The 24,835-nt window shown below is 69.1% G+C and carries 19 protein-coding genes and 2 tRNA genes; 9 read left to right on the plus strand and 12 right to left on the minus strand.

Annotated elements, in window-relative coordinates; translation table 11 throughout:
• Positions 1–120: 120 nt before the first annotated feature.
• The 3 genes from ACE3SS_RS03125 to cphA (ACE3SS_RS03135) all read right to left on the minus strand — a co-directional run bounded on the left by ACE3SS_RS03125 (position 121) and on the right by cphA (ACE3SS_RS03135) (position 5,725).
• Positions 121–627, minus strand: a complete 507-nt coding sequence (locus tag ACE3SS_RS03125; protein WP_374591242.1) for a thioesterase family protein — start codon at positions 625–627, stop codon at positions 121–123.
• 245 nt (positions 628–872) lie between these two features.
• Positions 873–3,446 (minus strand): cyanophycin synthetase, encoded by a 2,574-nt coding sequence (cphA, locus tag ACE3SS_RS03130; protein ID WP_374591245.1) that lies wholly within the window; start codon positions 3,444–3,446, stop codon positions 873–875.
• Between the two features lie 65 nt (positions 3,447–3,511).
• A complete protein-coding gene (cphA, locus tag ACE3SS_RS03135; protein WP_374591248.1) occupies positions 3,512–5,725 on the minus strand; it encodes a cyanophycin synthetase in 2,214 nt (737 codons plus the stop codon).
• A 189-nt stretch (positions 5,726–5,914) separates the two neighbouring features.
• Between cphA (ACE3SS_RS03135) and ACE3SS_RS03140 the strand changes: the two genes are divergently transcribed.
• The 7 genes from ACE3SS_RS03140 to ACE3SS_RS03170 all read left to right on the plus strand — a co-directional run bounded on the left by ACE3SS_RS03140 (position 5,915) and on the right by ACE3SS_RS03170 (position 14,487).
• Positions 5,915–8,248: an ABC transporter ATP-binding protein gene (locus ACE3SS_RS03140; protein ID WP_374591251.1), complete on the plus strand. Its 2,334-nt coding sequence runs from the start codon at positions 5,915–5,917 to the stop codon at positions 8,246–8,248.
• A gap of 11 nt (positions 8,249–8,259) precedes the next feature.
• A complete protein-coding gene (locus tag ACE3SS_RS03145) occupies positions 8,260–8,730 on the plus strand; it encodes a DUF1854 domain-containing protein (protein ID WP_374591254.1) in 471 nt (156 codons plus the stop codon).
• A gap of 8 nt (positions 8,731–8,738) precedes the next feature.
• Entirely contained in the window at positions 8,739–9,878 is a 1,140-nt protein-coding gene (locus ACE3SS_RS03150) for a hypothetical protein (RefSeq protein WP_374591257.1), read from the plus strand.
• Positions 9,879–9,946: 68 nt separating this feature from the next.
• A complete protein-coding gene (locus tag ACE3SS_RS03155) occupies positions 9,947–11,218 on the plus strand; it encodes an NAD(P)/FAD-dependent oxidoreductase (RefSeq protein WP_374591260.1) in 1,272 nt (423 codons plus the stop codon).
• Between the two features lie 23 nt (positions 11,219–11,241).
• The gene (locus ACE3SS_RS03160; protein WP_374591295.1) at positions 11,242–11,967 is read left to right on the plus strand and encodes a PEP-CTERM sorting domain-containing protein; all 726 of its coding nucleotides are present in this window, start codon (positions 11,242–11,244) and stop codon (positions 11,965–11,967) included.
• A gap of 133 nt (positions 11,968–12,100) precedes the next feature.
• Positions 12,101–13,819 carry an AAA family ATPase gene (locus ACE3SS_RS03165; RefSeq protein WP_374591263.1) on the plus strand — a complete coding sequence of 573 codons (1,719 nt, stop codon included), beginning with the start codon at positions 12,101–12,103 and terminating at the stop codon, positions 13,817–13,819.
• Positions 13,820–13,836: 17 nt separating this feature from the next.
• Positions 13,837–14,487, plus strand: a complete 651-nt coding sequence (locus tag ACE3SS_RS03170; RefSeq protein WP_374591266.1) for a general secretion pathway protein GspB — start codon at positions 13,837–13,839, stop codon at positions 14,485–14,487.
• A 4-nt stretch (positions 14,488–14,491) separates the two neighbouring features.
• On the opposite strand, the gene dinB is transcribed toward ACE3SS_RS03170, so the two are convergent.
• The 8 genes from dinB to tgt form a co-directional block, all read right to left on the minus strand.
• Positions 14,492–15,700, minus strand: a complete 1,209-nt coding sequence (gene dinB, locus ACE3SS_RS03175) for a DNA polymerase IV (protein ID WP_374591269.1) — start codon at positions 15,698–15,700, stop codon at positions 14,492–14,494.
• A gap of 131 nt (positions 15,701–15,831) precedes the next feature.
• Positions 15,832–15,907: transfer RNA gene (locus tag ACE3SS_RS03180), tRNA-Lys, on the minus strand.
• Positions 15,908–16,055: 148 nt separating this feature from the next.
• Positions 16,056–16,131: transfer RNA gene (locus tag ACE3SS_RS03185), tRNA-Lys, on the minus strand.
• A 69-nt stretch (positions 16,132–16,200) separates the two neighbouring features.
• A complete protein-coding gene (locus ACE3SS_RS03190; protein WP_374591272.1) occupies positions 16,201–17,007 on the minus strand; it encodes a ThiF family adenylyltransferase in 807 nt (268 codons plus the stop codon).
• Between the two features lie 10 nt (positions 17,008–17,017).
• Positions 17,018–17,851, minus strand: a complete 834-nt coding sequence (gene ybgF, locus ACE3SS_RS03195) for a tol-pal system protein YbgF (RefSeq protein WP_374591275.1) — start codon at positions 17,849–17,851, stop codon at positions 17,018–17,020.
• A 5-nt stretch (positions 17,852–17,856) separates the two neighbouring features.
• On the minus strand, positions 17,857–18,393 hold the full coding sequence (gene pal, locus ACE3SS_RS03200; protein ID WP_374591278.1) for a peptidoglycan-associated lipoprotein Pal: 537 nt from the start codon (positions 18,391–18,393) through the stop codon (positions 17,857–17,859).
• Positions 18,394–18,435: 42 nt separating this feature from the next.
• A complete protein-coding gene (gene tolB / locus ACE3SS_RS03205) occupies positions 18,436–19,746 on the minus strand; it encodes a Tol-Pal system beta propeller repeat protein TolB (protein WP_374591281.1) in 1,311 nt (436 codons plus the stop codon).
• A 63-nt stretch (positions 19,747–19,809) separates the two neighbouring features.
• Complete coding sequence (gene tgt, locus ACE3SS_RS03210) at positions 19,810–21,012, minus strand: tRNA guanosine(34) transglycosylase Tgt (RefSeq protein ID WP_374591284.1); 1,203 nt, start codon at positions 21,010–21,012, stop codon at positions 19,810–19,812.
• A gap of 229 nt (positions 21,013–21,241) precedes the next feature.
• On the opposite strand from tgt, the gene ACE3SS_RS03215 reads away from it, so the two are divergent.
• Positions 21,242–22,474, plus strand: coding sequence for a hypothetical protein (locus ACE3SS_RS03215; RefSeq protein WP_374591287.1), 1,233 nt, complete (start codon positions 21,242–21,244; stop codon positions 22,472–22,474).
• Here ACE3SS_RS03215 and queA read toward each other — a convergent pair.
• Positions 22,449–23,573 (minus strand): tRNA preQ1(34) S-adenosylmethionine ribosyltransferase-isomerase QueA, encoded by a 1,125-nt coding sequence (gene queA, locus ACE3SS_RS03220; protein ID WP_374591290.1) that lies wholly within the window; start codon positions 23,571–23,573, stop codon positions 22,449–22,451. The genes ACE3SS_RS03215 and queA overlap by 26 nt on opposite strands.
• A 71-nt stretch (positions 23,574–23,644) precedes the next feature.
• Between queA and ACE3SS_RS03225 the strand changes: the two genes are divergently transcribed.
• Positions 23,645–24,835, plus strand: a 1,191-nt coding sequence (locus tag ACE3SS_RS03225; RefSeq protein ID WP_374591293.1) for a DEAD/DEAH box helicase, incomplete at its 3' end; no start/stop codon positions are given.

Consider the following 24,835-nt stretch of genomic DNA (forward strand, 5'->3'; position numbering starts at 1 on the left):
GTCTGACGAGTGCCGGTGCGTTACGCCGGCGGCCTGTCGGCATTCGACCAGGCTGGCGCTGCGGGCCGCAAGGCTACCCCGGCAGACTGACGGCAGTCTGTCGATCGAGACCGGGGCGGCTCAGCGCTGATGCAGGCGCAGGCTTTCCTCGACCGCGTCGAGCTGCTTCAGCAAAGGCCAGTCGGGGCTTTGCGCCGGCTGATTCGCGGCGGCCAGCACCATCGCGGTCGTCACCATCTTGCCTTTGGTCGATACGCCGACCTTGCTGTACGAGATCGAGGTGGTGCGCCCGTTGTAGACGAACTCCTGCTTGAACCAGAACCAGTTCTCGTCCCAGCACTGCAGGCTGGTGTGGAGCTGGAAGCGCTGCATCAGCTTGAGCGGGTGGCGGTTGCGGATGATGGCCTGACGCGAGCGCGGCCCCCAGCCCCTGCGCGCCATGGTCGGGATCAGGCCGGCGCGCGCGATGAAATCGAAGCGGCCGATGTCCATGTAGGCGTGGTAGCGGTCGTTGGTGACCTGGGTGACGTCCACGTCGTTCGGCCACACGACCAGATTCACGACGGACGTATCGAAGACGCCGATTCGGGAGCGGAAGAAAAGGGCGTGGATCAATGTGATCAACATGCGCAGGCGCAGTCGCATCGTCAGGCTTTCGTGCTGGCCCACGCGGCCAGGCTGGTGTGCGGAAAACGAATCAGGCGGCGGGCGTGCCGCGGAACCTCAATCTGGTCGGGGCGAACACTCTGACCGGTGCCGGTTCAGCGAGGCGCTGCGACAAGCTGGTTGCGGCCACCCTCCACCCTCGGCCGAGCCCGCAGTGTATACGCTGAATGTGTAGGCAACGTGACTCGGCGGGGCTCGGGCGTGCGCTAGTTTGCGGCCTGCTCGACGCGCGCGGCCAGGTGGGCCAGGGCCTCGTCGACCTGATCGACCAGCACCAGGCACAGGTCGCCCGGCTGCAGGCGGTCGAGCGCCCGGTCGATGGCGATGAACTCGCCGTAGATCTCTTCGACGTGGCGGGTGCGCGCGGCGTCCTTCAGGCCTTCGCGCAGCAGCGCGATCACCTCGCCGTCGGCGCGACCGCGCTGGCAGGCGTCCTGGAACAGGATCACGTCGTCGAACGCGCCGCCGAGGATGGCGGTCTGCTCGCGGATGTCGTCGTCGCGGCGGTCGCCCGCGCCGCTGATCACCACCGAGCGGCGGTGGGCGGGCATCGCTTCGACGGCCGCCACCAGCGCGCGCATCGCGTCGGGGTTGTGGCCGTAGTCGGCGATCACGGTCGCGCCGCGGTAGTCCATCACGTTGAAGCGACCCGGCGCGTTGTCGGCGTCGTTGACGAAGCTGGCCAGCCCGCCGCGGATCTCGTCCCAATCGAGGCCGCAACCCCAGGCCGCGCCCACGGCGGCCATGACGTTCTCGACCTGGAAGCCGATCGTGCCGTTGCGCGTGATCGGGATGTCGCGCAGCGCCACGCTCTCGCGCCAGGCGCCCTCGGAGGCCACGATGTGGTCGCCGTCCACGTAGACGGTGCGCTTGCCCTGCGCGCGGTGCGTGGCCATCACGGGGTGGTTGCGGTCGGGCGCGAAGTAGATGACCTGGCCGGGGCACTTGGGCGCCATCGCCACCACGATCGGGTCGGCGGCGTTGAGCACGGCATAGCCGTTGGCGGCCACGTTCTGCACGATCACGCGCTTGAGCACGGCGAGGTCGTCCACCGTGGTGATGTAGTTGAGACCGAGGTGGTCGCCCGCGCCGATGTTGGTGACCACCGCCACCTGCGCCCGGTCGAAGCCCAGGCCTTCGCGCAGGATGCCGCCGCGCGCGGTTTCGAACACGGCGGCGTCCACGTCGGGGTGCATCAGCACGTTGCGGGCGCTCTTGGGGCCGGAGCAGTCGCCGCTGTCGATCTGGCGGCCTTCGACGTACACGCCGTCGGTGTTGGTCATGCCCACGCGCAGACCGCTGGTGGCGAACAGGTGCGCGATCAGCCGCGTGGTGGTGGTCTTGCCGTTGGTGCCGGTGACGGCCACCACCGGGATGCGGCCATCGTCGCCGTGGCCGTAGAGGTGGTTGATGATGGCCTCGCCCACGTTGCGGCCCTTGCCGAACGAGGGCGACAGGTGCATGCGCAGCCCCGGCGCGGCATTCACCTCGACGATGCCGCCGCTTTGCTCTTCGAGCGGGCGCAGCACGGTCTCGCAGACCACGTCGACGCCGCACACGTGCAGGCCGACCATCTGCGCGGCCGCCACGGCGCGCTTGGCCACTTCGGGGTGCACGTCGTCGGTCACGTCGGTGGCGGTGCCGCCGGTGCTGAGGTTGGCGTTGTTGCGCAGGATCACGCGGCGGCCCTTTTCAGGCACGGATTCGGGCTGGAGGCCTTGCGCATCGAGCCGCGCGATGGCGATGTCGTCGAAGCGGATCTTGGTCAGCGAGGTGGCGTGGCCCTCGCCGCGACGCGGGTCGGCGTTGACCTTGTCGACCAGCTGGCGCACGGTGTGCACGCCGTCGCCGATCACGTGCGGCGGGTCGCGGCGGGCGGCGGCGATGAGCTTGTCGCCCACCACCAGCATGCGGAAGTCGTTGCCCGGCAGGTATTTTTCGACCATCACCTCGCCGATCTCGGCGGCGGCCTTGTAGGCGATGTCGAGGTGCTCGCGCGTGGCCACGTTCACCGTCACGCCCTTGCCTTGGTTGCCGTCCTGCGGCTTCAACACCACGGGCAGGCCGATCTCTTGCGCCACCACCCATGCGTCGTCGGGGTCGGTCACCGGGCGGCCGATGGGCACCGGCACGCCGGCGGCCTGCAGCAGGCGCTTGCTCAAGTCCTTGTCTTGCGCGATCGATTCGGACACGGCGCTGGTGTTGTCCACCTCGGCGGCCCAGATGCGGCGCTGGCGCGAGCCCCAGCCGAACTGCACGAGGCTGCCTTGCGTGAGGCGGCGATACGGAATGCCGCGTGCCACGGCGGCGTCCACGATGGAGCCGGTGCTGGGGCCCAGGCGCACGTCTTCGTCGGCGTCGCGCAGTTGGGCGATGGCGGCGTCCACGTCGAAGTCGGTCTGGTTGACGACGGCGTCGATCAGCTTGCGCGCCAGATCGAGCGCTTGCCGCCCCACCGGTTCTTCGCTGTATTCGACGATGACCTGGTAGACACCCGGCTCGACGGTCGAGGCCGTGCGGCTGAACGTGACCGGGCAGCCGGCCTGTGCCTGCAGCGCCAGCGTGGCGGTTTCGAGCACGTGAGCCAGCGAGATCTGGCCGGGGCGGCCGTCGGGGCGCAGCGCGCCGATGGCCGGAAAGAGCTCGCGCAGGCGGGCTTCAAAGCCGCTCCATTCGGCCACCGAGCGCTCTTGCGGCTCGCAGGCCACGATGGCTTCGATGGCGGTGTGGCGGCTCCAGAGGTTGGGGCCGCGCAGGGCTCGGATGCGGGATACGTCCATATATGTCGAGGCGAAAGGCGTGATCGGTGGCGACGGTGTCTATCTGGGAGCCAGGGGCCGGCGGCTCAGGGCGCGCTGGCGAAGGTGGCCGGGCGGGCGGGCATGTCGGGCTCGAAGGTCTCGATGCCGGCGGCAATCAGCTCGGGCCCGATGCCCAGCGCCCAGGCCGCGGCCACGGCGGCCAGCAGGGTCTCGTTGGATTCGGCGGTGCCCGAGGTGCGGCGGCGGCGGATCTTGGCCAGGTCGGCGCAGGGGGTCTCGTCGCTGCCGGTGGCCAGCATCAGGTGGTCGTGCTTCATGAAGACGCAGCGCCCGCCCTGCTCGCGGTGCTCGGCGAGGTGGGCGTGGGCGCCGTCGGCGGCGTAGAGGATCACGTCGCCGTCGCACAGCTGGGCCATCTCGACCAGCCGCGCATCGGCCGCGTTGAGCACGGCGGCGCCTTCGGGCAGCACCACGTCCACCTGGGTGCGCAGCACCTTGAACAATTGGTCGGACTCTTGAATGTCGAACGCGCCCAGGCGTTCGGCGCCGCCCAGATCGGTGACCACGCCGACGTGGCAGCGGTCGTAGGCCAGGCCGTCGCGCAAGATGGTTTCGGCGCCGTTTTCCATCACGGCGGCCTCGACTTCGCGGTTGATCAGCAGGCGGTGCCCGGCGGCCCAGTTGGCGCCGTTGGAACGTTCCACTTGCCGGCCGCTCAGGAACAGCCCTTCGCGGCAGGCCAGCCCGACGTGCCGGCCGCTGAGTTGGATCAGCCACGCCACCATGCGGGCGATCAGGTGGGTGTCTTGCGAGCCCGCCACACCGACGATGGGGATGCGGCCCTGGCTGTGGCCGTTGTCCTGGTCGGGGAACAGGTGATCGACGATGGCGCGGCCCACCGGGCGCGGCATGCCCTCGGCGGGCTTGAGGTGCATCAGCAGGCCGGGGCCGGCGTTCACCTCGACCACCGCGCCGCCCTGGGCCTGCAGCGGCTTCGAGATGTCTTCGGCCACCAGGTCGATGCCGGCGATGTCGAGGCCCACCACGCGGGCGGCCAGCGTCACGGTGTGCGCCACCTCGGGGTGCACGTCGTCGGTGCAGTCGATCGAGACGTTGCCGTTGCGCTGGATCAGCACCGGGCGGCCGGTGGCCGGCACGGCATCGGGGGTGAGCCCCTGGCGCTGCAGGTCGGACAGCACGTTGGCGTCGTCGTCGACCAGGATCTTGTTGAGCGGGAAGTCTTCGGTCAGGCCGCGACGCGGGTCGGTGTTGATCTGCTCGTCGATCAGCTGGCGCACTGTCGAGTGGCCGTCGCCGGTCACCCAGGCGGCTTCGCCCCGCGCGGCGGCGATCACCCGGCCGCCCACCACCAGCAGGCGGTGCTCGTGGCCGGGCACGCAACGCTCGACCAGCACGTCGCTGCCGTGCTTCTCGGCAATGGCGAACGCGGCGGCCACGTCTTCACGGGTGCGCAGATCGAGCGCGACGCCGCGCCCGTGGTTGCCGTCGCTGGGCTTGACGACCACCGGCAGGCCGATGTCCTGCGCGGCCTCCCAGGCTTCGTCGGCGCTGGACACCACCTGGCCCTCGGGCACCGGCACGCCGCAGGACTTGAGCAGCGTCTTGGTGAGGTCTTTGTCGCGGGCGATGCCTTCGGCGATGGCGCTGGTCAGGTCGGACTCGGCCGTCCAGATGCGGCGCTGCTGCGCGCCGTGGCCGAGCTGCACCAGGTTGCCCTCGTTGAGGCGGATGTGCGGGATGCTGCGGTCGGTGGCGGCGGCCACGATCGAGGCGGTGCTGGGGCCGAGGTAGCAGTCGTCGACCTTGTCGCGCACGGCGGCCACCGCAGCGGCCACGTCGAAGGGCTCGTCGTTGATGGCGGCCATCAGCAGGCGGTGGCCCTCGGCCAGCGCGGTGCGCGCCACCTGCTCGTCGCGGGCGCGGAACACCATGCGGTAGACGCCGCGCTGCGAGGTGCTGCGCGTCTGGCCGAAGCCGGTGGGCATGCCCGCCAGGTTGAGCAGCTCGATGACGACGTGTTCGAGGATGTGCCCCGCCCAGGTGCCTTCGACCAGGCGCTGCATGAAGCCGCCCTTCTCGCCCACGCCGCAGTGGTGCTCGGCCACGGCGGGCAGCAAGGCCACGAGGCGCTCGGTGAAGCCGGGCAGCAGGTTGGACGGGCAGTCTTCGAGCTCGCCCAGGTCGAGCCAGACTTCGAGCGCCGGGCGGTACGTCCAGATGTTCGGGCCTCGCAGGTAATTGATGCGCAACAGCTGGAGGTCGTTTTTCTTGGTCATGTTCAACGAGGCTGAGAAACCTGGGTGGGGCACGGCGGGACGGGGCGCGGCGGGGTGGGGGGCGTGGCGACCGGCCCGGCGCGAGGCAATCCGAAATTGTGCCTGTGCCGCGGCCGCGGCATCGGCGAAAATCGCCCGTCTGACGAAACGGGCATCTCGCTCGCGGCCTGCTGGCCTCACCTCAACACAATGCACCATCACCATCCTGTTGACGCTCAGGGCCGGGCCGCTCATGGCGCCCACCACCCGGAGCGCGACGCTTTGCTCGCTTCCGTGCAAGCCACGCTTGCTTCGGGTGAAAACGTTTCAAGCAGCCTGGAGGTTGACCTGAGCGGTCAACTTCGTTTCGGACGCGGCCTGCTCGTGCTCACCAACCGGCGCCTGCTGGCCCGAGAACCCGGGGCTGACCAGTGGAGTGAGTGGCCGCTCAGCCCGGATCTGGCCTTGCGCCATTTCGACCACGCCGGGGTGGGCACCATCGAGCTGGTCGATGCCCGCCAGCGCCTGGCCGCCTGGCGTTTCACCCTCGAAGTGAATGTGCAGGCCATGCGCTTCGTCGAGCAGTTCGAGCGCCAGCAGGCCAGCGCGCAGACCGGGGCGGCCGAGGCCTGGCCGGACACCTCGCTGTGCCCGACCTGCAAGGCCCAGCTGCCGCCCGACAGCGACGAGTGCCCGGTTTGCACGCGCGAGCTGCACACGCCGCCGTCCACCTGGGTGTTGCTGCGCCTGTGGCGTTTTGCCAAGCCCTACCGCAAGGAGCTGTTCGCCGGTTTCGCCCTGATGCTGGGCTCGACCGCCGCCACGCTGGTGTCGCCCTACCTGACCATGCCGCTGATGGACAACGTGCTGATCCCGTTCCAGAACGGGCAGCACATCGACCCCTGGGTAGTTGGGCTCTACCTCGGCGGCTTGTTGCTGGCCGCGCTGCTGTCGTGGGGGCTGGGCTGGGCCAAGACCTACATCCTGGCGCTGGCGTCCGAGCGCATCGCGGCTGACCTGCGCACCGCCACCTTCGAGCACCTGCTGCAGTTGTCACTCGACTACTTCGGCGGCAAGCGCACCGGCGATCTGATGTCGCGCATCGGCTCCGAGACCGACCGCATCAGCGTCTTCCTGTCGCTGCACGCGCTCGACTTCATCACCGACGTGCTGATGATCGTCATGACGGCGGTGATCCTGTTCTCGATCAACCCCTGGCTGGCCATCGTCACGCTGCTGCCGCTGCCCTTCATCGGCTGGCTCATCCACGTGGTGCGCGACCGGCTGCGCACCGGCTTCGAGAAGATCGACCGCGTGTGGGGCGACGTCACCAACGTGCTGGCCGACACCATCCCGGGCATCCGGGTGGTCAAGGCGTTTGCGCAAGAGGGGCGTGAAGCCACGCGTTTCCGCGAGGCCAACCGCCACAACCTCGACGTGAACGACCGGCTCAACAAGACCTGGTCGCTGTTCTCGCCGACCGTGTCGCTGATGACCGAGATCGGCCTGCTCGTGGTGTGGGCCTTCGGCATCTGGCAGGTCTCGCAAAAGCACATCACCGTCGGTGTGCTGACGGCCTTCATCGCCTACATTGGGCGCTTCTACGGGCGGCTCGATTCGATGAGCCGCATCGTCTCGGTGACGCAAAAGGCGGCGGCCGGGGCCAAGCGCATCTTCGACATCCTCGACCACGTCTCGAACGTGCCCGACCCCACCCAGCCCGCGCCCACCGGCCCGCTGAAGGGCCAGATCGAGATGCGCGGCATCGGCTTCCGCTACGGCAACCGCGGCGTGATCAACGGGCTCGATCTGAGCATTCGCCCCGGCGAAATGATCGGCCTGGTGGGCCACAGCGGCTCGGGCAAGAGCACGCTGGTCAACCTGATCTGCCGCTTCTACGACGTGACGGACGGCGCCATCCTGGTCGATGGCACCGACGTGCGCCGCTTCAAGGTGGCCGACTATCGCCGCCACATCGGCCTGGTGCTGCAAGAGCCCTTCCTGTTCTTCGGCACCATCGCCGAGAACATCGCCTACGGCAAGCCCGATGCCACGCGCGACGAGATCGTGGCTGCCGCCCGCGCCGCGCATGCCCACGAGTTCATCCTGCGGCTGCCGCACGGCTACGACTCGCTGGTGGGCGAGCGCGGCCAGGGCCTGTCGGGCGGCGAGCGCCAGCGCATCAGCATCGCCCGCGCGCTGCTGATCGACCCGCGCATCCTGATCCTCGACGAAGCCACCTCGGCGGTCGATACCGAGACCGAACAGGAGATCCAGAAGGCGCTCGACAACCTTGTGCAGGGGCGCACCACCATCGCCATCGCGCACCGCCTGTCCACGCTGCGCAAGGCCGACCGCCTGGTGGTGATGGACCGTGGCGAGGTCGTCGAAGTGGGGCCGCACGACGAGCTGATGGCCAGGCAGGGCGCCTACTGGCGCCTGTATGAAGCCCAGGCGCGCCGCGTCGAGGGCGAGGGCGACGACGAAGGTCGCGTGCTGCTGGGGGGAGGCTTGCACGCTGCCCACCCGGCGGGTCAGTCTTGAGAGGGGGCGCCATGAGCCTTGCGACATTCCAGATCGAGCGCGACGCCTTCGGCAAGCTGCTCTACACCAGCGCCGCCGGCGAGCGGCATGCGGGGGTGACGCCGGTGCGGGCCTTCCCGATCGGCGCGCCCGACGAGGGCGTGTCCCTGGTCAGCACCGAGGGGCACGAGTTGCTCTGGATCGAGCGCCTGTCCGCGCTGCCGGACGCCCCGCGCCGCCTGCTCGAAGACGAGCTGGCCAGCCGCGAATTCGCGCCCGAGGTGCTGCGCCTGAAACATGTGTCCACCTTCTCCACCCCCAGCACTTGGGATGTCGAAACCGACCGGGGCGACACACACTTCGTGCTCAAGAGCGAAGACGACATCCGCCGCCTCGGCCAGGGTCGGTTGCTGATTGCCAGCAGCCACGGCGTGCAGTTCTTCGTGCGTGATCGCTTCGCGCTCGATCGCGCTTCGCAACGTTTGCTCGAACGCTTTCTGTAGAGGTGCCCATGAACCACCGTTCTCATTCGCTCATCGTCCTGTCGGCCGCCTTGCTGGCGGGCTGCGCCGTGCCCAAGCTGCCGGGCTCGTCCGATGCGCCGGCCCAGTCGGGCGCGCCAACCGCGGCACCGGCTGCCGCGCCCACCAGCGGCGCCACGCTCCCCGAGCCCAGCCTCGCGCCGCCGAATGCGGCCACGGCCGTGCAGCTCACCAGCTACTCGATCGACGGCCGGGTGATGCCGGTGATGCGCGGTCAGCAACTGATCGAAACCCGCGCCGACATGCGTCGCACCGATTCGGTCATGGGGCTGGACAACCGCCTGCTGAACGCCATGGTCGGCGACACGCGCAGCGGCGAGATCGTGCGGCTCGACAAGAAGTTGGTCTGGACGCTGCATCCGGCCAAGCAGACCTACCGCGAATGCCCGCTCGCCGGCTGCACGCCGCCGCGTTCCACCAGCACCGACAAGCCCGCGCGCCGCGAGCGTGCCGAGGAGCCGGCCGAGTCCAGCTGCCCGCTCACGCTCAAGCGAAACGAGTTCAAGGTGCAGGCCACCGGCGAGCGCAAGACCATCAACGCATTCGGCACCGAACGCTTTCTGGTCACCTGGACGGTCGAGATGGTTGACAAGCAAAAGCGCGGCACCGTCAACAGCGTCGTGCTCGACATGTGGACCACGCCCGAAGCGGGCCCGGTGCGCGACGTGCGCGGTGTGCAGGACGCCTTTCAACGCCGCTGGCTGGCGGCGCTGGGCGCCACCGATCACCCCTTTGCCCACTACGTGCCGCGCGACGTGATGGCCTCGCTGGGCGGGTTGATGCGCGCGCCCGGCGGCACCAAGGGGCTGGCGGCCTGGGCCACCGAGATGAAGAAGGTGCATGGCTACCCCATCGTCCTCACGCTGTCCTGGAATGCCGAGGGCAATGCGTGCGCCGACGACGCGGGCGGCTCCTCCGCCAAGCGCGGCACGCCCACCTCGGTCAGCGGCCTGCTGGGCGGCCTGATGGCCGACAAGGCGCAGGACATGGCGCGCAGCAGCGCCACCGGCGCCCTGCTGACCTACAGCTACGAAGTCAAGAGCCTCGGCATCAAGGCCGTGAGCGACAGCAGCTTCGTGCCGGATCCGGCCTACACCCGTCAGCCCTGATCGCGGGAGTTCACGCCATCGTCTCGTCTGCCACCTCCACTTCGCCGGCGCCGCAGGGCGCCCCCCGCGTGGCTGTCATCGGCGCCGGCCCGGCCGGTCTGATGGCGGCTGAAGCCTTGCAGGCCGGGGGCGCGCAGGTCGAGGTCTTCGACGCCATGCCCTCGGCGGGCCGCAAGTTCCTGCTGGCCGGGCGGGGGGGGCTCAACCTCACGCATTCCGAATCCATCGAGCCGTTCCTCGACCGCTTCGGCGCCGGGCGGGCGTCGCTGGAGCCGCTGATCCGCGCCTTCTCGCCCGAGCACTTGCGAGACTGGGCGGCCGGCTTGGGCGTGGCCACCTTCGTCGGCAGCTCGGGGCGCGTCTTCCCGGTCGACATGAAGGCCGCGCCGCTGCTACGGGCCTGGCTGCACCGCCTGCGCGAGCCGGCTGCGGCCGGCGGCGGCCCCGGCGTGCGGTTTCACATGCGTCACCGCTGGCTGGGCTGGGCGGACGATGGCAGCTTGCGCTTTGACGCGCCAGGCGGCGAACGGCGCGAGCGCTTTGCCGCCACCGTGCTGGCCTTGGGGGGCGCCAGCTGGGCACGTTTGGGGTCGGACGGCGCCTGGGTGCCGCTGCTGCGCGGGCGTGGCGTGACGCTGGCGCCGCTGCGGCCGGCCAACTGCGGGTTCGATGTGGCGCCCACCGCGCCAGGGCGTGCGGGCTGGAGCGAGCACCTGCGCACCCGCTTCGCCGGGCAGCCGATCAAGCCCGTGGTGCTGAGCTGGGTCGACGAAGCCGGGCACTGCCACAGCCAGCAAGGCGAGTTCGTGCTCACCGAAACCGGCATCGAAGGCAGCCTGGTCTACGCCTTCTCGGCCCGCCTGCGCGACGCCATCGAGGCGCGCGGCACGGCGGCCATCACGCTCGACCTGCTGCCCGCGCACAGCGCCGAGCAGGTGCTGGCCGAAGTGCGCCGCCCGCGCGGCTCGCGCAGCTTGTCCACCCACCTCAAGAGCCGGTTGGGTGTGCAAGGCTTGAAGATGGCGCTGCTGCACGAGTTGTTAACGCCCGAGCAGCTGGCCGACACGGCGACGCTGGCCCGCTCGCTCAAGGCGCTGCCCTTGAGCCTGGCGGCACCACGTCCAATCGACGAAGCCATCAGCACCGCTGGCGGGGTGCGCTTTGACGCCGTCGATGCCAACTTGATGCTGCGCGACGTGCCCGGTGTGTTCTGCGCCGGCGAAATGCTCGACTGGGAGGCTCCGACCGGCGGCTATCTGCTCACGGCCAGCTTCGCCACCGGACGGGCCGCCGGGCAGGGGGCGCTGGCCTGGCTGCGCGACTGCCGCCCGGTCTCCTGAAGCCTCTCGGAGGCACCTTGAAGGTGCGCAAACCGGGCTGGTTGCATCTGCATACGATTTCGATGGGCCTGATGGGGGTTGACCCCTTGTTTGAGGGGTGTGGAGCGCCATCGTCGGGTTTAGTCTCGGCTTGGTCTGCATGCACGGTATTCACCCGTGCGTCGGCCCCAACAAATCAATCAAAGCGGGATGAGCATATGAACAAGACCCTGACCAAGGTTCTGGGCGCAGTCGTCGTGGCTGCTGCAATGCCGGTTGCGGCGTCGGCGGCCATTGTGTCGTCGGGCGTCGCCGATGTCACCGGCACCTGGAGCTTCGATTTCGATACCGGCACCCAAGGAAACTTCATCACCGACCCCGGGATGGACATCTTCTGGGAGCAGTTCACAGCCACGACTCGTGCGGTGGTGCCCGAGAACGGTGCCCAGATCGTCAACCTCGGCGCCGTGAATTTCGCCAGCCTGTCGTTGGCCAATCTGCAAAGCCTGTCCTACGGCCTGGGCCAGATCAACGGCAGCAATGTCGGCAATCAGCTGACCTTCGGTGACGTCTTCGCGGTCAAGACCAACGCCGGCAATTTCGCCAAGGTGATGGTGTCGGCGCCGTTCTTCGACACGAACAACAACAACGGGCTGATCTTCTATTACGAGACCATGGGCGCCGTGCCCGAGCCGGGCGTCGGCGTGCTGGCCTTGGCCGGCCTGGGCGCGCTGGGCTTCGTGGCTCGCAAGCGTCGCGCTCAAGCCTGATCGCGCGTTGAACATTCGCTGATCGCACGCCGCGCCCGTTCTGGGCACGCGCGGTGAAGGCGCTGCAGCCGCAAGGTTGCAGCGCCTTTTTCTTTGCCTTCGTGGCCGTGGTGCTCCGGTATTCTTCGCGCCCATGTATGCGCAATTCTTTGGCCTGAAGCACGAGCCGTTCTCGATCGCGCCTGATCCGCGCTATCTGTACATGAGCGAGCGGCATCGCGAGGCGCTGGCGCATCTGCTGTACGGCGTGGGGGGTGGCGGCGGTTTCGTGCTGCTCACTGGCGAAATCGGCGCGGGCAAGACCACGGTCTGCCGCTGCTTCCTCGAGCAGATCCCGCGTCGCTGCAATGTCGCCTACATCTTCAACCCCAAGCTCACGGTCACGGAGCTGTTGAAGTCGGTGTGCGAGGAGTTCCGCATTCCCTACGAGCACCAGGGGCCGGGGGTTGCGACCATCAAGGACTATCTCGACCCGCTCAACGAGTTCTTGCTCAAGACGCATGCCGTGGGGCAGAACAACGTGCTGATCATCGACGAGGCGCAAAACCTCTCGCCCGACGTGCTGGAGCAATTGCGGCTGCTGACGAACCTGGAGACCAGCGAGCGCAAGCTGCTGCAGATCATCCTGATCGGCCAACCCGAGTTGCGCACGATGCTGGCCCAGCCCGAGCTTGAGCAACTGGCGCAGCGCGTGATCGCGCGCTTCCACCTCGACGCCTTGAGCGAGGCCGAGACGGCGCACTACATTGCGCATCGCCTGCAGGTCGCGGGGTGGCGTCGCGGCCGGTTGTTCAGCAGCCTGGCGGTGCGGCGCATCCATCAATTGGCGCGCGGGGTGCCGCGCCGCATCAATCTGTTGTGCGACCGCGCCTTGCTGGGGGCCTACGTGGAGGGCAAGAGCAAGGTGGATCGCGCCATCGTCGAAAAGGCCGCGAGCGAGGTGTTCGGCACGCCGGCGCCCGCCTCGTCACGCGGCGATCGGCCTCAACATGCCGTGCGCTGGATGGCCGGGATGGCGGCTGGCGCCGTGGTGGTGGCGGGGCTGGGTTGGGGCGCGCTGGCCTGGCAGCGGCGGGCCGTGTCGGCCGAGGCGGCCGCCCATGCCAGTGGTGCGGCCCGCGCGCCAGACCCGGCCGCGGCCCGCATGAGCGTGCCCAATGCGCCGTCAGTGGTCGAACCGGTCTCTGCCGCATCGGCGCCTGTCGCGGTGCCGCTGACCGATCTGACGACCGAGCTGCATCGGCTGGCCACCGATCCGGGCGCCGCGCTGTTCAGCGAGAAGGCCGCGTGGCGTGAACTCGCGCAAGCCTGGGGCCTGCAACTGGGCGATGGCGACCCGTGCGCGTCGGTGCAGCAGCAACAGCTGCGCTGCTATCGCGGTGGCAACACGCTGGCCACGATCCGGCAGCTCGATCGGCCGGGCATCCTGACGCTCTACATCGAGCACGATCGGCCGGTATACGTTTTGCTGACCGGTCTGAACACCCAGCACGCGCTGCTCAGTCTGGGCGGCGTGCTGCGCGCCGTGTCGCTCGCCGATCTGGCTCAGGTCTGGCGCGGCGACTACGCCACCTACTGGCGCGCGCCGCCGGGTTATGCGGCCAAGGCGGTCGAGGGCAACAGCGGGCCCGTGGTGGACTGGCTTGCCACGCAATTGGCCACGCTGCAAGGCGAGGCCGGGCCCACCACGCGCCAGACCTACGATGCGGCGCTGCGTTCGCGGGTGTCCGCTTTCCAACTGGCCCAGGGGCTCAAGCCCGACGGCCAGGCCGGGCCGACGACGTTCATGCAGCTCAACCGCGCGCTGGGCGTGGACGAGCCGCGTCTGCAGGTCTTGCCGGCCCATCATTGACACGAGGAGCTCCTGTCATGTCCTACATCCTCGATGCCTTGCGCAAGGCCGACTCCGAGCGGGAGCGCGAACGTGGCGCGGTGCCCGATCTGCACGCCCAGCCCGCGTCATCGCGCGGCAACCCGGCGCCCGACGACGACGAGCGTGGCGGCCCGCCGACGCTGATGTGGGCGGTGATCGGCCTGTCGGTGCTGGTGACCGGTCTGCTGGGCTGGATGCTGATGGGGCGCGACACCCCGCCGCCAGCCCCGGCCGCGCCGCCGGTTCCCCCGGCGCCGGCGCTGTCGCTGCAGATGCAGCCTGTCGCGCCTCGGCCTTCCGCAGCTCCGGCGTCCATCGTCGCGCCGCCGCCCCCCGTTCGCATCGATCCGCCGCCCGAGCGGGCCCGTGCGTTGTCGGCCGTGCCTGCGGTTGCCCCGGCTGGGGCGCGTCCGCCGTCGCGGGTGCTGTCGGTCGAGGAGCTGCCCGACGACGTGCGCCGGCAGTTGCCCAATCTGATGGTGAACGGCTCGAAATATTCCGAGGCGCCGTCGAGCCGCATCCTGATCGTCAACGGACAGGTGTTTCACGAGGGCGACCGCCTCACCTCCGAGCTCACGCTGGAGCAGATCCAACTCAAGGAGGCGGTGCTGCGCTTTCGGGGCTACCGCTACGCCCTGAGGTTCTGAAGCCCTAATCGAACAAGGGCAGCGATTCGCCCGACGCCGACGCGGCGGGCTCGGTGGCGTCCGTGGCCTTGACCAGCGTGCTGGCCCGCACGCCGAGCAGGCGCAGGCGGCGCTCCAGCGCCACCTTCTTCAAGCACCGCCCGGCGGCCAACCGTATGACGTCGGCCTGATCGGTGGCGGCGGTCAGCGTGAGGTCGCGCGTCACGGTCTTGAAGTCGTCGAAGCGCAGCTTGATGCCGATGGTGCGCGCCACGTAACCCTTGCGCTGCAGGTCGGCGGCCAGTTGCTCGCACAGCCTGGTGAAGTGTTCGCCGAGTTGCGCGCGGTCATCGCGGGCGTGCAGGTCGCGCTCGAAGGTGGTTTCGCGACTGATCGACTTGGGCTCGCGGTAGGTTACCACGGGGCGGTCGTCGCGCCCGTGCGCCGCGGCGTGCAGCCAGGCGCCGTAGTGGGAGCCGAACGTGTCGATCAGCTCGGCCGGCGGCGTGCGGGCGAGGTCCCCGATGGTCACGATGCCCCGTGCCGCGAGGCGTGCGTTGGCCTTGGGCCCGATCCCGTTGATGAGCCGCGCCGGCAGCGGCCACACGCGCTCGGCGAGGTCGGCATGGGTGAGCACCGTGATGCCGTGCGGCTTGTCGAGATCGGAGGCCAGCTTGGCCAGCAGCTTGTTGGGCGTGACGCCGATCGAGCAGCTCAGGCCGGTGGCGGCCTGCACCGCATCTTGCAGGCGGGTGGCCAACGCGTGGGCTGCCGAGCGGCCGACCGCATCATCGGCCACGCCGAGCAGCAAGGGGGTCAGCTCGATGAAGATCTCGTCGATGCCGCGGTCTTCGACGACAGGGGCGATAGCGGCGACGGCAGCCTTGAAGCGGCGCGACTGCAGGCGGTAAGCCTCGAAGTCCATCGGCAGCAGCACGGCGTCGGGTGCCAGCGCGGCGGCCTTCATCAGCCCCATGCCCGAGTGCACGCCCAGGGCGCGCGCCTCGTAGGTGGCGGTGGTGATCACGCCGCGACCGGCGTAGCTGCGCAGGGTCGAGAACTGCCGGGTGCCATCGGGCATCGAGCGCGGAGCGTGCTGCGAGCGCCCGCCGATCACCACCGGCTGCCCGCGCAACTCGGGGTAGCGCAGCAACTCGACGGAGGCAAAGAACGCGTCCATGTCGAGGTGCGCGACCCATCGTTGAGGGAAGGGCGCCGATAGTGGGGTGTCCATTCAAGTTTCGGGGCTTGACCGATTCATGATTCTGATCGGAGGAAGCATGAATTTGACAACCGCATCCTGCGGGCAAATTACGCCGACCAAAAACAAACGGCCTGGCATCGCTGCCAGGCCGTTGTTTTGATTGGTGGGCCCTGTAGGATTCGAACCTACGACCAACGGATTAAGAGTCCGCTGCTCTACCAACTGAGCTAAGAGCCCTTTGAACTTTTCAAGCCCGCCAGTTTAGCCTGACTTGATGGCTTGTTTGCGCCTCAAGGTGCAAAAACGCTGATTTGCATCAGCCTTTGTGAACCATTTTGCACAGACCCAAACAGGTTCGTGCGCAGATCTGCGGCGGCACTTGTTCTGGTGGGTCGTGCAGGATTCGAACCTGCGACCAACGGATTAAAAGTCCGCTGCTCTACCGACTGAGCTAACGACCCGCGAAGCCGGAGATTTTAACCCGAAATTTCATCAGGCCGCAACTTTGGCCGGGTTGGTCGCGCGGGGCGTCAAGCCAGCAGCAGGCGGATGGCTTCGTTGGCCGCCACCAGGCCAAAGCTCGCGGTGACGGTGACGACCGAGCCGTAGCCGTGGCAGTTGAGGTTGGCGTCGAAGGCCGGCGTGGCGCCGCTCGTATCGGTGGCGCAGGCCGCGCCGAGCTCGGGGCGGCTGATGGCTTCGCGCGAGAACACGCAGCGCAGCCCGCAGTCGCGCGGCTTGCCCTCGGCTCGCGGGATGAGCTGGTCGCGCCGCAAGCGCTGGCGCAGTTGCGCGAGCAGCGGGTCGTGGGTGACGTGGATCAGATCGGCCACGTCGACCAGGTGGGCCTGCCGCTTGCCGCCTGCCGCGCCCACCATCACCAGCGGGCGCCGCTCGCGCAGCGACCAGGCCGCCATCGCCTGCTTGGCGCGCGGGTCGTCGCAGGCGTCGATCACCACGTCGACGGCGCTCGGCAGCAAGCCGGGCCAGTTGCTGGCGTCGACGAATTCATCGATGCAAGTCACGGTGCAGCCGGGGTGGATCTGGGCGATGCGCTCTTGCATGGCCAGCACCTTGGCCTGGCCGAGCGTGGCATCGAGGGCGTGGATCTGGCGGTTGACGTTGGACTCGGCCACATGGTCGAGATCGACGAGCGTCAGGGCCGCCACACCGCAGCGTGCCAGGGCCTCGGCGGCCCAGGAGCCGACGCCGCCCACGCCCACCACTGCCACGCGGGCCTGGCGCAGCCGCTGGTAGCCGGCTTCTCCGTAGAGGCGCTTGAGGCCGCCGAAGCGGCGTTCGAGGTCGGCCTCGGTGGCCGGGAGCACAGACTGCATCAGCGCAGCCTCAGGACTTGGGCACGGCGTTCAGGCGCTGCCGCGCGGCGCCGGCCGCCTCGGACTTGGGATAGGTCTTGATCAGCTCTTCCAGCGTCTTGCGAGCCGTCTTGGTTTCTTTCAGCTCGATCTGGCAGTTGGCCACGGCCAGCAGCGCTTCGGGGGCGCGGGCGTGGTCGGGGGCGCTGGTCAGCAGCGCGCGGAAGTTGGCGATGGCTTCTTTGTAGTCGCGCTTGCCGTATTGGGCGTTGCCCAGCCAGAACAGGGCCGACTCACGATAGCCCGTGCCCGGAAAGCGCTTGAGCACGCCGGACAGCCCGGTGATCGCGCCATCGAAGTCGACCTGCTTGAGGCGGCTGATGGCCTCGTCGTAGGCGCGCTTTTCTTCGGGGTCGACCTGGAAGGTCTTGCCGTCGAGGGTGATGGTTTGTGGCTCGAGCTTGCTGACGCGTTCGTCCACGCCTTGCATCAGGTCTTTCTGCTTGCGCTGCAGCTCGGCCACGTCGCGGGCGAGCAGCTCGTCTTGGCCGCGCTGCTTGGCGAGGTCGGCGCGCAGCTGCTCGATCTGGCTGTTGAGTTCGAGCACGCTGCGGCGCAACTGATCGACGCGTTCGTTGAGATCGCTGACCTTGCCTTTCTGCCCCTCCTCGAGCTTGTCGACGCGCTGGCGCAGGTCGAGGATGGCCTGCCGCGCCTCGTCATCGCTGAACAAACCGGCGCGGGCGATGGAGCTGAAAGCCATCAGCCCGATGGCCAGCATGAAGCTCGGGCCGATCAGGAGCTTGACGAAGCGTTGCGCGGCGCCGCGCGCGTGGCGCAAGGTGGGCAGGCTGGAGGCAGGCATGGCGATCAACGGTCTTTCAGTTCGGCGCGGCGGTTCTTGGCCCACGCTTCTTCGGTGTGGCCTTCGGCGGCGGGGCGCTCCTTGCCGAAGCTCACGGCTTCGAGCTGGTCGGCTTGCGCGCCCAGCAGGGTGAGCGACTTGACCACGGCGGCGGCACGCTTTTGGCCGAGCGCCAGGTTGTATTCGCTGCCGCCGCGCTCGTCGGTGTGGCCTTCGACCACTTCACGCAGCTGGCGGTTGGCGTTCAGGCGCTTGGCGTGGGCCTCGATGGTGCCGCGGGCCTCGTCTTTCACGACGAAGCTGTCGAAGTCGAAATACACCAGGCGCGGCAGGTCGGCAGTCTGGGCGACATTGCTGGTGGCCACTTCAACCGGTGCCACGCGCGAGGTGTTGGCGTTGGCATTGGCGTTCGAGTTGGTCGTGCGCGCGTCTTCGACGGGCGCCTTGTTGGCCGATTGGTCGAGCGACGTGTTGGACGCGCAGCCGGCCATGGCGAGCAGCACGGCACTGGCGAGAGGCAGCAGGGGACGGATGGTTTTCATGGCAGGCACTCCTTTGGTTATGAGATCGGGTTGCGGCGTACTTTACCGCCCATACGGGCCCCACATCGGCTCGCGCACGTCGGCCTGCGGAGCGTTGAGGCGGGCGCGGATGCGGCCGTCGAGGCTGGTGGTCGTGAGCACGTCGCGGCCGCCGGCGCGGGTGGCGTAGATGATGAGCTTGCTGTTGGGCGAGAAGCTGGGGCTCTCGTCGTCGCGGCTGGTGGTGAGCGATTGCGCCTGGCCAGAGGCGAGCTCGAGCAGCTGCACGCGGAAGGCGCCGTCGGCTTGGCGCGTGATGTAGGTCAGCCACTTGCCATCGGGGCTGGGCGACGGGCTGATGTTGTAGGCGCCCTGGTAGGTGACGCGCTGCACGTTGCTGCCGTTGGCGCTCATCTTGAAGACCTGCGGGCCGCCGCTGCGGTCGCTGACGAAATAGAGGCTGCCGCCATCGGGCGACCACGCGGCTTCGGTCTCGATGGTGTCGGACTGGCTCAGCCGGCGCATGTTCTGCCCGTCGATGCCCATCACGTAGATCTGCGAGATGCCGTCGCGCGTGAGCGTCACGGCGAGCTGCCGGCCGTCGGGCGAGAAGGCCGGCGCGCTGTTCGAGCCCTTGAAGCTGGCGACCACGCGGCGCTGGCCGGAGGACACGTCCTGCACGAACACGATGGCCTTGCCGCGCTCGAACGATACGTAGGCCAGCGAGCGGCCGTCGGGCGACCAGGCCGGCGAGATGATGGGCTCGGGGCTGCCCAGGGCCGATTGGGCGTTTTCGCCATCGGCGTCGGCCACCCATAGCGTGCTGCGCTTGCCGACCTTGCTGACGTAGGCGATGCGGGTCGAGAACACGCCTTTTTCGCCCGTCAGGGCCTCGTAGACGGCATCGGCGACGCGGTGCGCGGCCAGGCGCAGATCGGCCGCGGTGACGAGCAGACTCTGGCCGGCCAGCTCCTTGCCCTTGATGGTGTCCCACAGCCGAAAGCGCACGTCGAAGCGGCCATCGGCCAGCTTGGTGGCCGAGCCGGTGAGCAGGGCGTCGGCGCCCTTGGCGCGCCAGTCGGCCAGGTGCGGGCGGGCGATTTCGTCGATGGGCACGGCGCCGCCGGCCACCGAGCGGAACAAGCCGCTGCGCTCGAGGTCGGCCTGCACGATGGCGCCCAGCGGTTGCGGGCTGCGGCCGTCGTCGCGGAAGGGCGCGATGGCGATCGGGATCTGCGTGGCGCCCACGCCGTTGACCTCGATGCGGAACTGCGCCTGGGCCAGGCTGCTGGCGAGCAGGGCGGCCGAGGTGCCGATGAAGGTGCGCCGCGTGGGCGACGGCAGCGAGCGAAGAGACGACAAGGCTTCGGTCATGACAGGCAATTCAGGCTGAGGGGGTGTGATCGCAGCGGCATGGTCTGGTTCCCTGGTGCGGGCTCAGGCATCGACGCCGCGTGCGCGGTCGGCGGCAAAGCGCTGGCGGAAGGCGGTGAAGGCCCGCGCGTCGAGCGCCTCGCGCACTTCGCGCATCAGGTTGAGGTAGTAATGCAGGTTGTGGATGCTGGTGAGCATCGGCCCCAGCATCTCGCCGCAGCGGTCGAGGTGGTGCAGGTAGGCGCGGCTGAAGTTCTGGCAGGTGTGACAGGTGCAGGTCGGGTCGACCGGGCGCTCGTCGCTCTTGTAGCGGCTGTTGCGCAGGCGCAGGTCGCCGTAGCGGGTGAACAGATGGCCGTTGCGCGCGTTGCGGGTGGGCATCACGCAGTCAAACATGTCCACCCCGGCATGCACGCCGGCGACCAGGTCTTCGGGCGTGCCCACGCCCATCAGGTAGCGCGGCTTGTGGGCCGGCAGCTGGTGCACCGTGTGGTTCATGATGCGCAGCATGTCTTCTTTGGGCTCGCCCACGCTGACGCCGCCCACGGCGTAGCCGGGGAAGTCCATCTCGACCAGCGCGGCCAGCGATTCGTCGCGCAGGTGCTCGAACATGCCGCCCTGCACGATGCCGAACAGCGCGTTGGGGTTGGCGAGCTTGGTGAATTCGGCCTGACAGCGTTTGGCCCAGCGCAGGCTGAGCTCCATCGAGACGCGCGCCTCGCGCTCGGTGGTGATGTGGCCCTTGGTCTCGTAGGGCGTGCACTCGTCGAACTGCATGACGATGTCGGAGTTGAGCACCGTCTGGATCTGCATGCTCACCTCGGGCGTCAAAAACAGCTTGTCGCCGTTGACGGGCGATGAGAAGCGCACGCCTTCCTCGCTGATCTTGCGCCCCTTGCCGTCGTGTCCGCCCAGGCTCCAGACCTGGAAGCCGCCGCTGTCGGTGAGGATGGGCTTGTGCCAGCTCTCGAAGCGGTGCAGCCCGCCGAACTGGCTCATCACGTCGAGGCCCGGACGCATCCAGAGGTGGAAGGTGTTGCCCAGGATGATTTGCGCGCCCATCTCGTCGAGCGAGCGCGGCAGCACGCCCTTGACCGTGCCGTAGGTGCCCACCGGCATGAAGATCGGCGTCTCGACCACGCCGTGGTTGAGCGTGATGCGGCCGCGTCGGGCGTGGGAGCGGTCGGCTTCGGCCGGGGCGTGCGGGCTTTCGGCGTGCAGCAGCTCGAAGTGCAGGCCGCGGGTCAGGGTGGGGGCGGAACTCATGGGGCGCTATTGTCTCAAGCGCGAGACAGGCCCGGCGTCAGTGAGCAAAAAACGCCGAGGGCGCGGGGCGTGTCGTGTGGCGCACCATGCTGTCGGCGGCGATTCCGCGCGATTCGTGACGGGGTTGACGCGAGCGGGCTAAATGATGCGACGCACCATTTTTGACCCTGCAGCCCGGGCCCGCCGCGCCGTAATCTGACGTTCCATCACAGTTCGTCTGGAGCGTGTCATGTTTGAAGCGAGCCTGGGTCAGCGGCCCTTCACGGGCCAGTCAAAAGGGGCGATCGCGGCGATCGCGGCGGCGGTGTCGTGCCTGGCGATGCCGTCGGCATGGGCCGACGACTTGCAGACGGGGGTGTTCAACGACGCACCCGTGGCCGGTCTGCGCTACCACACCAGCTCGGGCGTGGCGGGCGTGACCGACGCGCACGGCCAGTTCCGGTTCAAGACGGGCGACCGGGTGACCTTCGAGCTGGGCAACCTCACGCTGGGGCAGGGCGCGGCCAGCGGCACGCTGTCGCCGGTCGATCTGTCGGACGGCAACGTGGACAAGGCCAGCAACCTCTACGTGCTGCTGCAGTCGCTCGACACCGGGCGCGATCCGAACACCATCACCTTGCCCGCCGACGTGAACCAGCTGGACTTCAGCGGCGTGCACTTGACCGACCAGCCGGGGGCCTTCGGGCAGCCTGGCAGCAACCCCGCCTTGCACGCCATCGTGCGCCAACTGGGGCTGGGTCATGGCGTGGTCAGCGCCGAGCAGGCGCAGGCGCATGCCCGCCGCATGTTCTGGAAGCAGGCCGCCGGCGTGTGGCTGCTCGAAGGCCGCGAATACAGCGCGCTGGCGTACTTCTCGGGCGAGCCGATGCCGCATGCGCCCAACTTCCTGAGCGCCGAGCTGGCCATGCCGCGCTACGCCGAGGCGGCGGGGCCGGGGTTCTCGGGGGTGGACTCGGGCGGCATGGCCTGGAACCCCCTGACCAACGGCTACCAGCCGGTGGCCGCGGATGCCGACGCTGCCGCGCGCGAAACCCTGGCGGCGGAAGGCGGCATGTCCGGGCGCACCTTGCGACTCAACGGCGCGGCGCTCGATCTGTCCGAGGGCGGCAGCACCTACCACTACGTGCGCCACCCGAACGACCCGCAGGGCCTGGTGGGGGCGTGGCGCCTGCCGCTCGAAGGCAATGCCGAAGACCCGATCTTCGGCTTCCTGCCAGACGGCCGCTTCGTGATCGCCAGCGCGGGTGGGCTGCGCTGCGCCCGCCAAGGCATGGAGCAGGGGCGCTACACCTGGAGCCGCGGCAGCGGCGTCTTTCAGGTGGACGAGCTGACGCAGCACACCACGTCGTGCAGCAGCGTCAGCCGCCAGATCGCGCGCGCCACGCTCTCGGGCGACGGCCGCACGCTCACACTCACCCTGGCCGACGCCAGCACGCTCAATCTCGAACGCGTGGCGCGCTGAGCCGCGTCAACCACATCGCGTCGCCGTAGCTGAAGAAGCGATAGCCCTGCGCCACGGCGTGGGCGTAGAGCGCCCGCACGGGCTCGAAGCCGGCGAAGGCGCTCACCAGCATCAGCAAGGTGCTCTTGGGCAGGTGGAAGTTGGTGAGCAGCGCATCGACCACGCGGAAGCTGAATCCCGGCGTGATGAAGATGTCCGTCTCGCGCGCGCCGGCTTGCAAGGCGCCGCCCAGCGCGGCCGATTCCAGGGCGCGCAAGGTGGTCGTGCCCACGGCGATCACGCGGCCACCGGCGGTGTGGGTGCGCTCGATGGCGGCCATCGTGTCGGCGGGCACCTCGAACCATTCGCTGTGCATCTTGTGTTCGGCGATCTTGTCCACCCGCACGGGCTGGAAGGTGCCCGCACCCACGTGCAGCGTCACGCTCGCGCGTTGCACGCCGCGCGCCGCCAGCTCGGCCAGCACGGCCTCGTCGAAATGCAGCGAGGCCGTCGGGGCCGCCACCGCGCCGGGCTTGGCGGCGAACACCGTTTGATAGCGGCGCTCGTCTTCGGCCGAGTCGGCGTGGGTGATGTAGGGCGGCAGCGGCACGTGGCCGAAGCGGTCGAGCAGCGCGAACGGGTCGCTCGGCAGGCGCAGGCGAAAGAGGCCGTCGTCGGGCCCGCAGCGGCCCAGCACCTCGGCGTCAAAACCGTCACCGCCGGCCTCGCCACCACCATGTCCAAACCGCACCAAGCTGCCCGCCTTGGGCGACTTGCTGGCGCGCAGGTGCGCCCAGACCTCGCAGTCCGGCCCCGGCAGCACGCGTTCCACCAAGGCTTCGACGGCACCCCCGGTGGCCTTGGCGCCGTAGAGCCGTGCCTTGATCACCTTGGTGTCGTTGAACACCAGCAGGTCGCCGGCTTGCAGCAGGGCGGGGAAGTCGCGAAACGCGCGATCCACCGGCTGCGGGCCGCTGCCGTCGAGCAGGCGCGAGCCGCTGCGCTCGGGCGCGGGGTGCTGGGCGATCAGCTCGGGGGGGAGGACGAAATCGAAGTCGGCGACGCTGAGGTCGCGATCAGAGACGGGGGCGGGGGCAGAGGCAGAAGCGGTGTGCGGCATGACGGTTGAGGGCTGGACCGGCCCGTTCCAACGTTGAAAGAAAAAACGGCAAGCGAGGGCAGAATTGTTTCATGCCTGCTGCTTCGCATGTCGCCTCGCCTGCCGCCAAGTCCGCCCCCGCCCGTGCGCTCGACAAGCTCGGCCTGGTGCGCGACATCGACCTGGCCCTGCACCTGCCGCTGCGCTACGAAGACGAAACCCGCATCACGCCGCTGATCGAGGCGCGTGACGGTCAGGCCGTGCAGGTGCAGGGGCGCGTCACCGATTGCCGCGTCGAAGGCGGCTTCAAGGGCCGCGGGCGGCGGCAGTTGATCGTCACGCTCCACGATGGCACCGACGAGCTCGCGCTGCGCTTCTTGAACTTCTACCCCAGTCAGCAGAAGACGATGGCGCCCGGTGCCTTGCTGCGCGTGCGCGGCGAGCTGCGCGGCGGCTTCGTGGGCCGCGAGATGGTCCACCCCGTCGTGAAGGTGGTGCAAGACGACACGCCCATGCCGCAGGCGCTCACGCCGGTCTACCCCACCACGGCCGCGCTGCCGCAGGCTTATTTGCGCAAGGCTGTGGCGGGCGGGCTGGCGCGGGCCAATCTGGACGAAGTGATCCCGCCCGAGCTGCTGCCCACCTTGCCGCACGCGCGGCTGCCCAGCCTGCGCGCGGCGCTGCACAGCCTGCACCACCCCACGCCCGATCAGTCGCTGGCGGCGCTCGAAGACCGCAGCCACCCGGCCTGGCAGCGGCTCAAGTTCGAGGAGCTGCTGGCGCAGCAGTTGTCGCAGTTGCAGGCGCGCCGCGAGCGGGCCGTGCTGCGCGCGCCGGCGCTGGTGGCGCGGCCGGGTGGTCTGCATGAAAAGTTGCTCGGCGTGCTGCCGTTTGCCTTGACCGGCGCCCAGCAGCGCGTGAGCGAGGAGGTGGCGCAAGACCTGGCCCAGGCGCGCCCGATGCACCGTCTGCTGCAGGGCGACGTGGGCTCGGGCAAGACGGTGGTGGCGGCGCTGGCGGCGGCGGTGGCCATCGACGCCGGCTGGCAATGCGCGCTGATGGCGCCCACTGAAATCTTGGCCGAGCAGCACTTTCGCAAGCTGGTCGATTGGCTCACGCCGCTGGGCGTGGAGGTCGCCTGGATCACCGGCAGCCAGCGCAGCAAGCAGCGCGCGCAGATGCTCGAGCGCGTGGCCAGCGGCGCCGCGCGGCTGGTGGTGGGCACGCATGCGGTGATCCAGGACCAGGTGGTGTTCGAGCGCCTCGGCCTCGCGCTGATCGAC

Source organism: Aquabacterium sp. (assembly GCF_041915145.1).
Taxonomy (GTDB): Bacteria; Pseudomonadota; Gammaproteobacteria; order Burkholderiales; family Burkholderiaceae_C; genus Aquabacterium.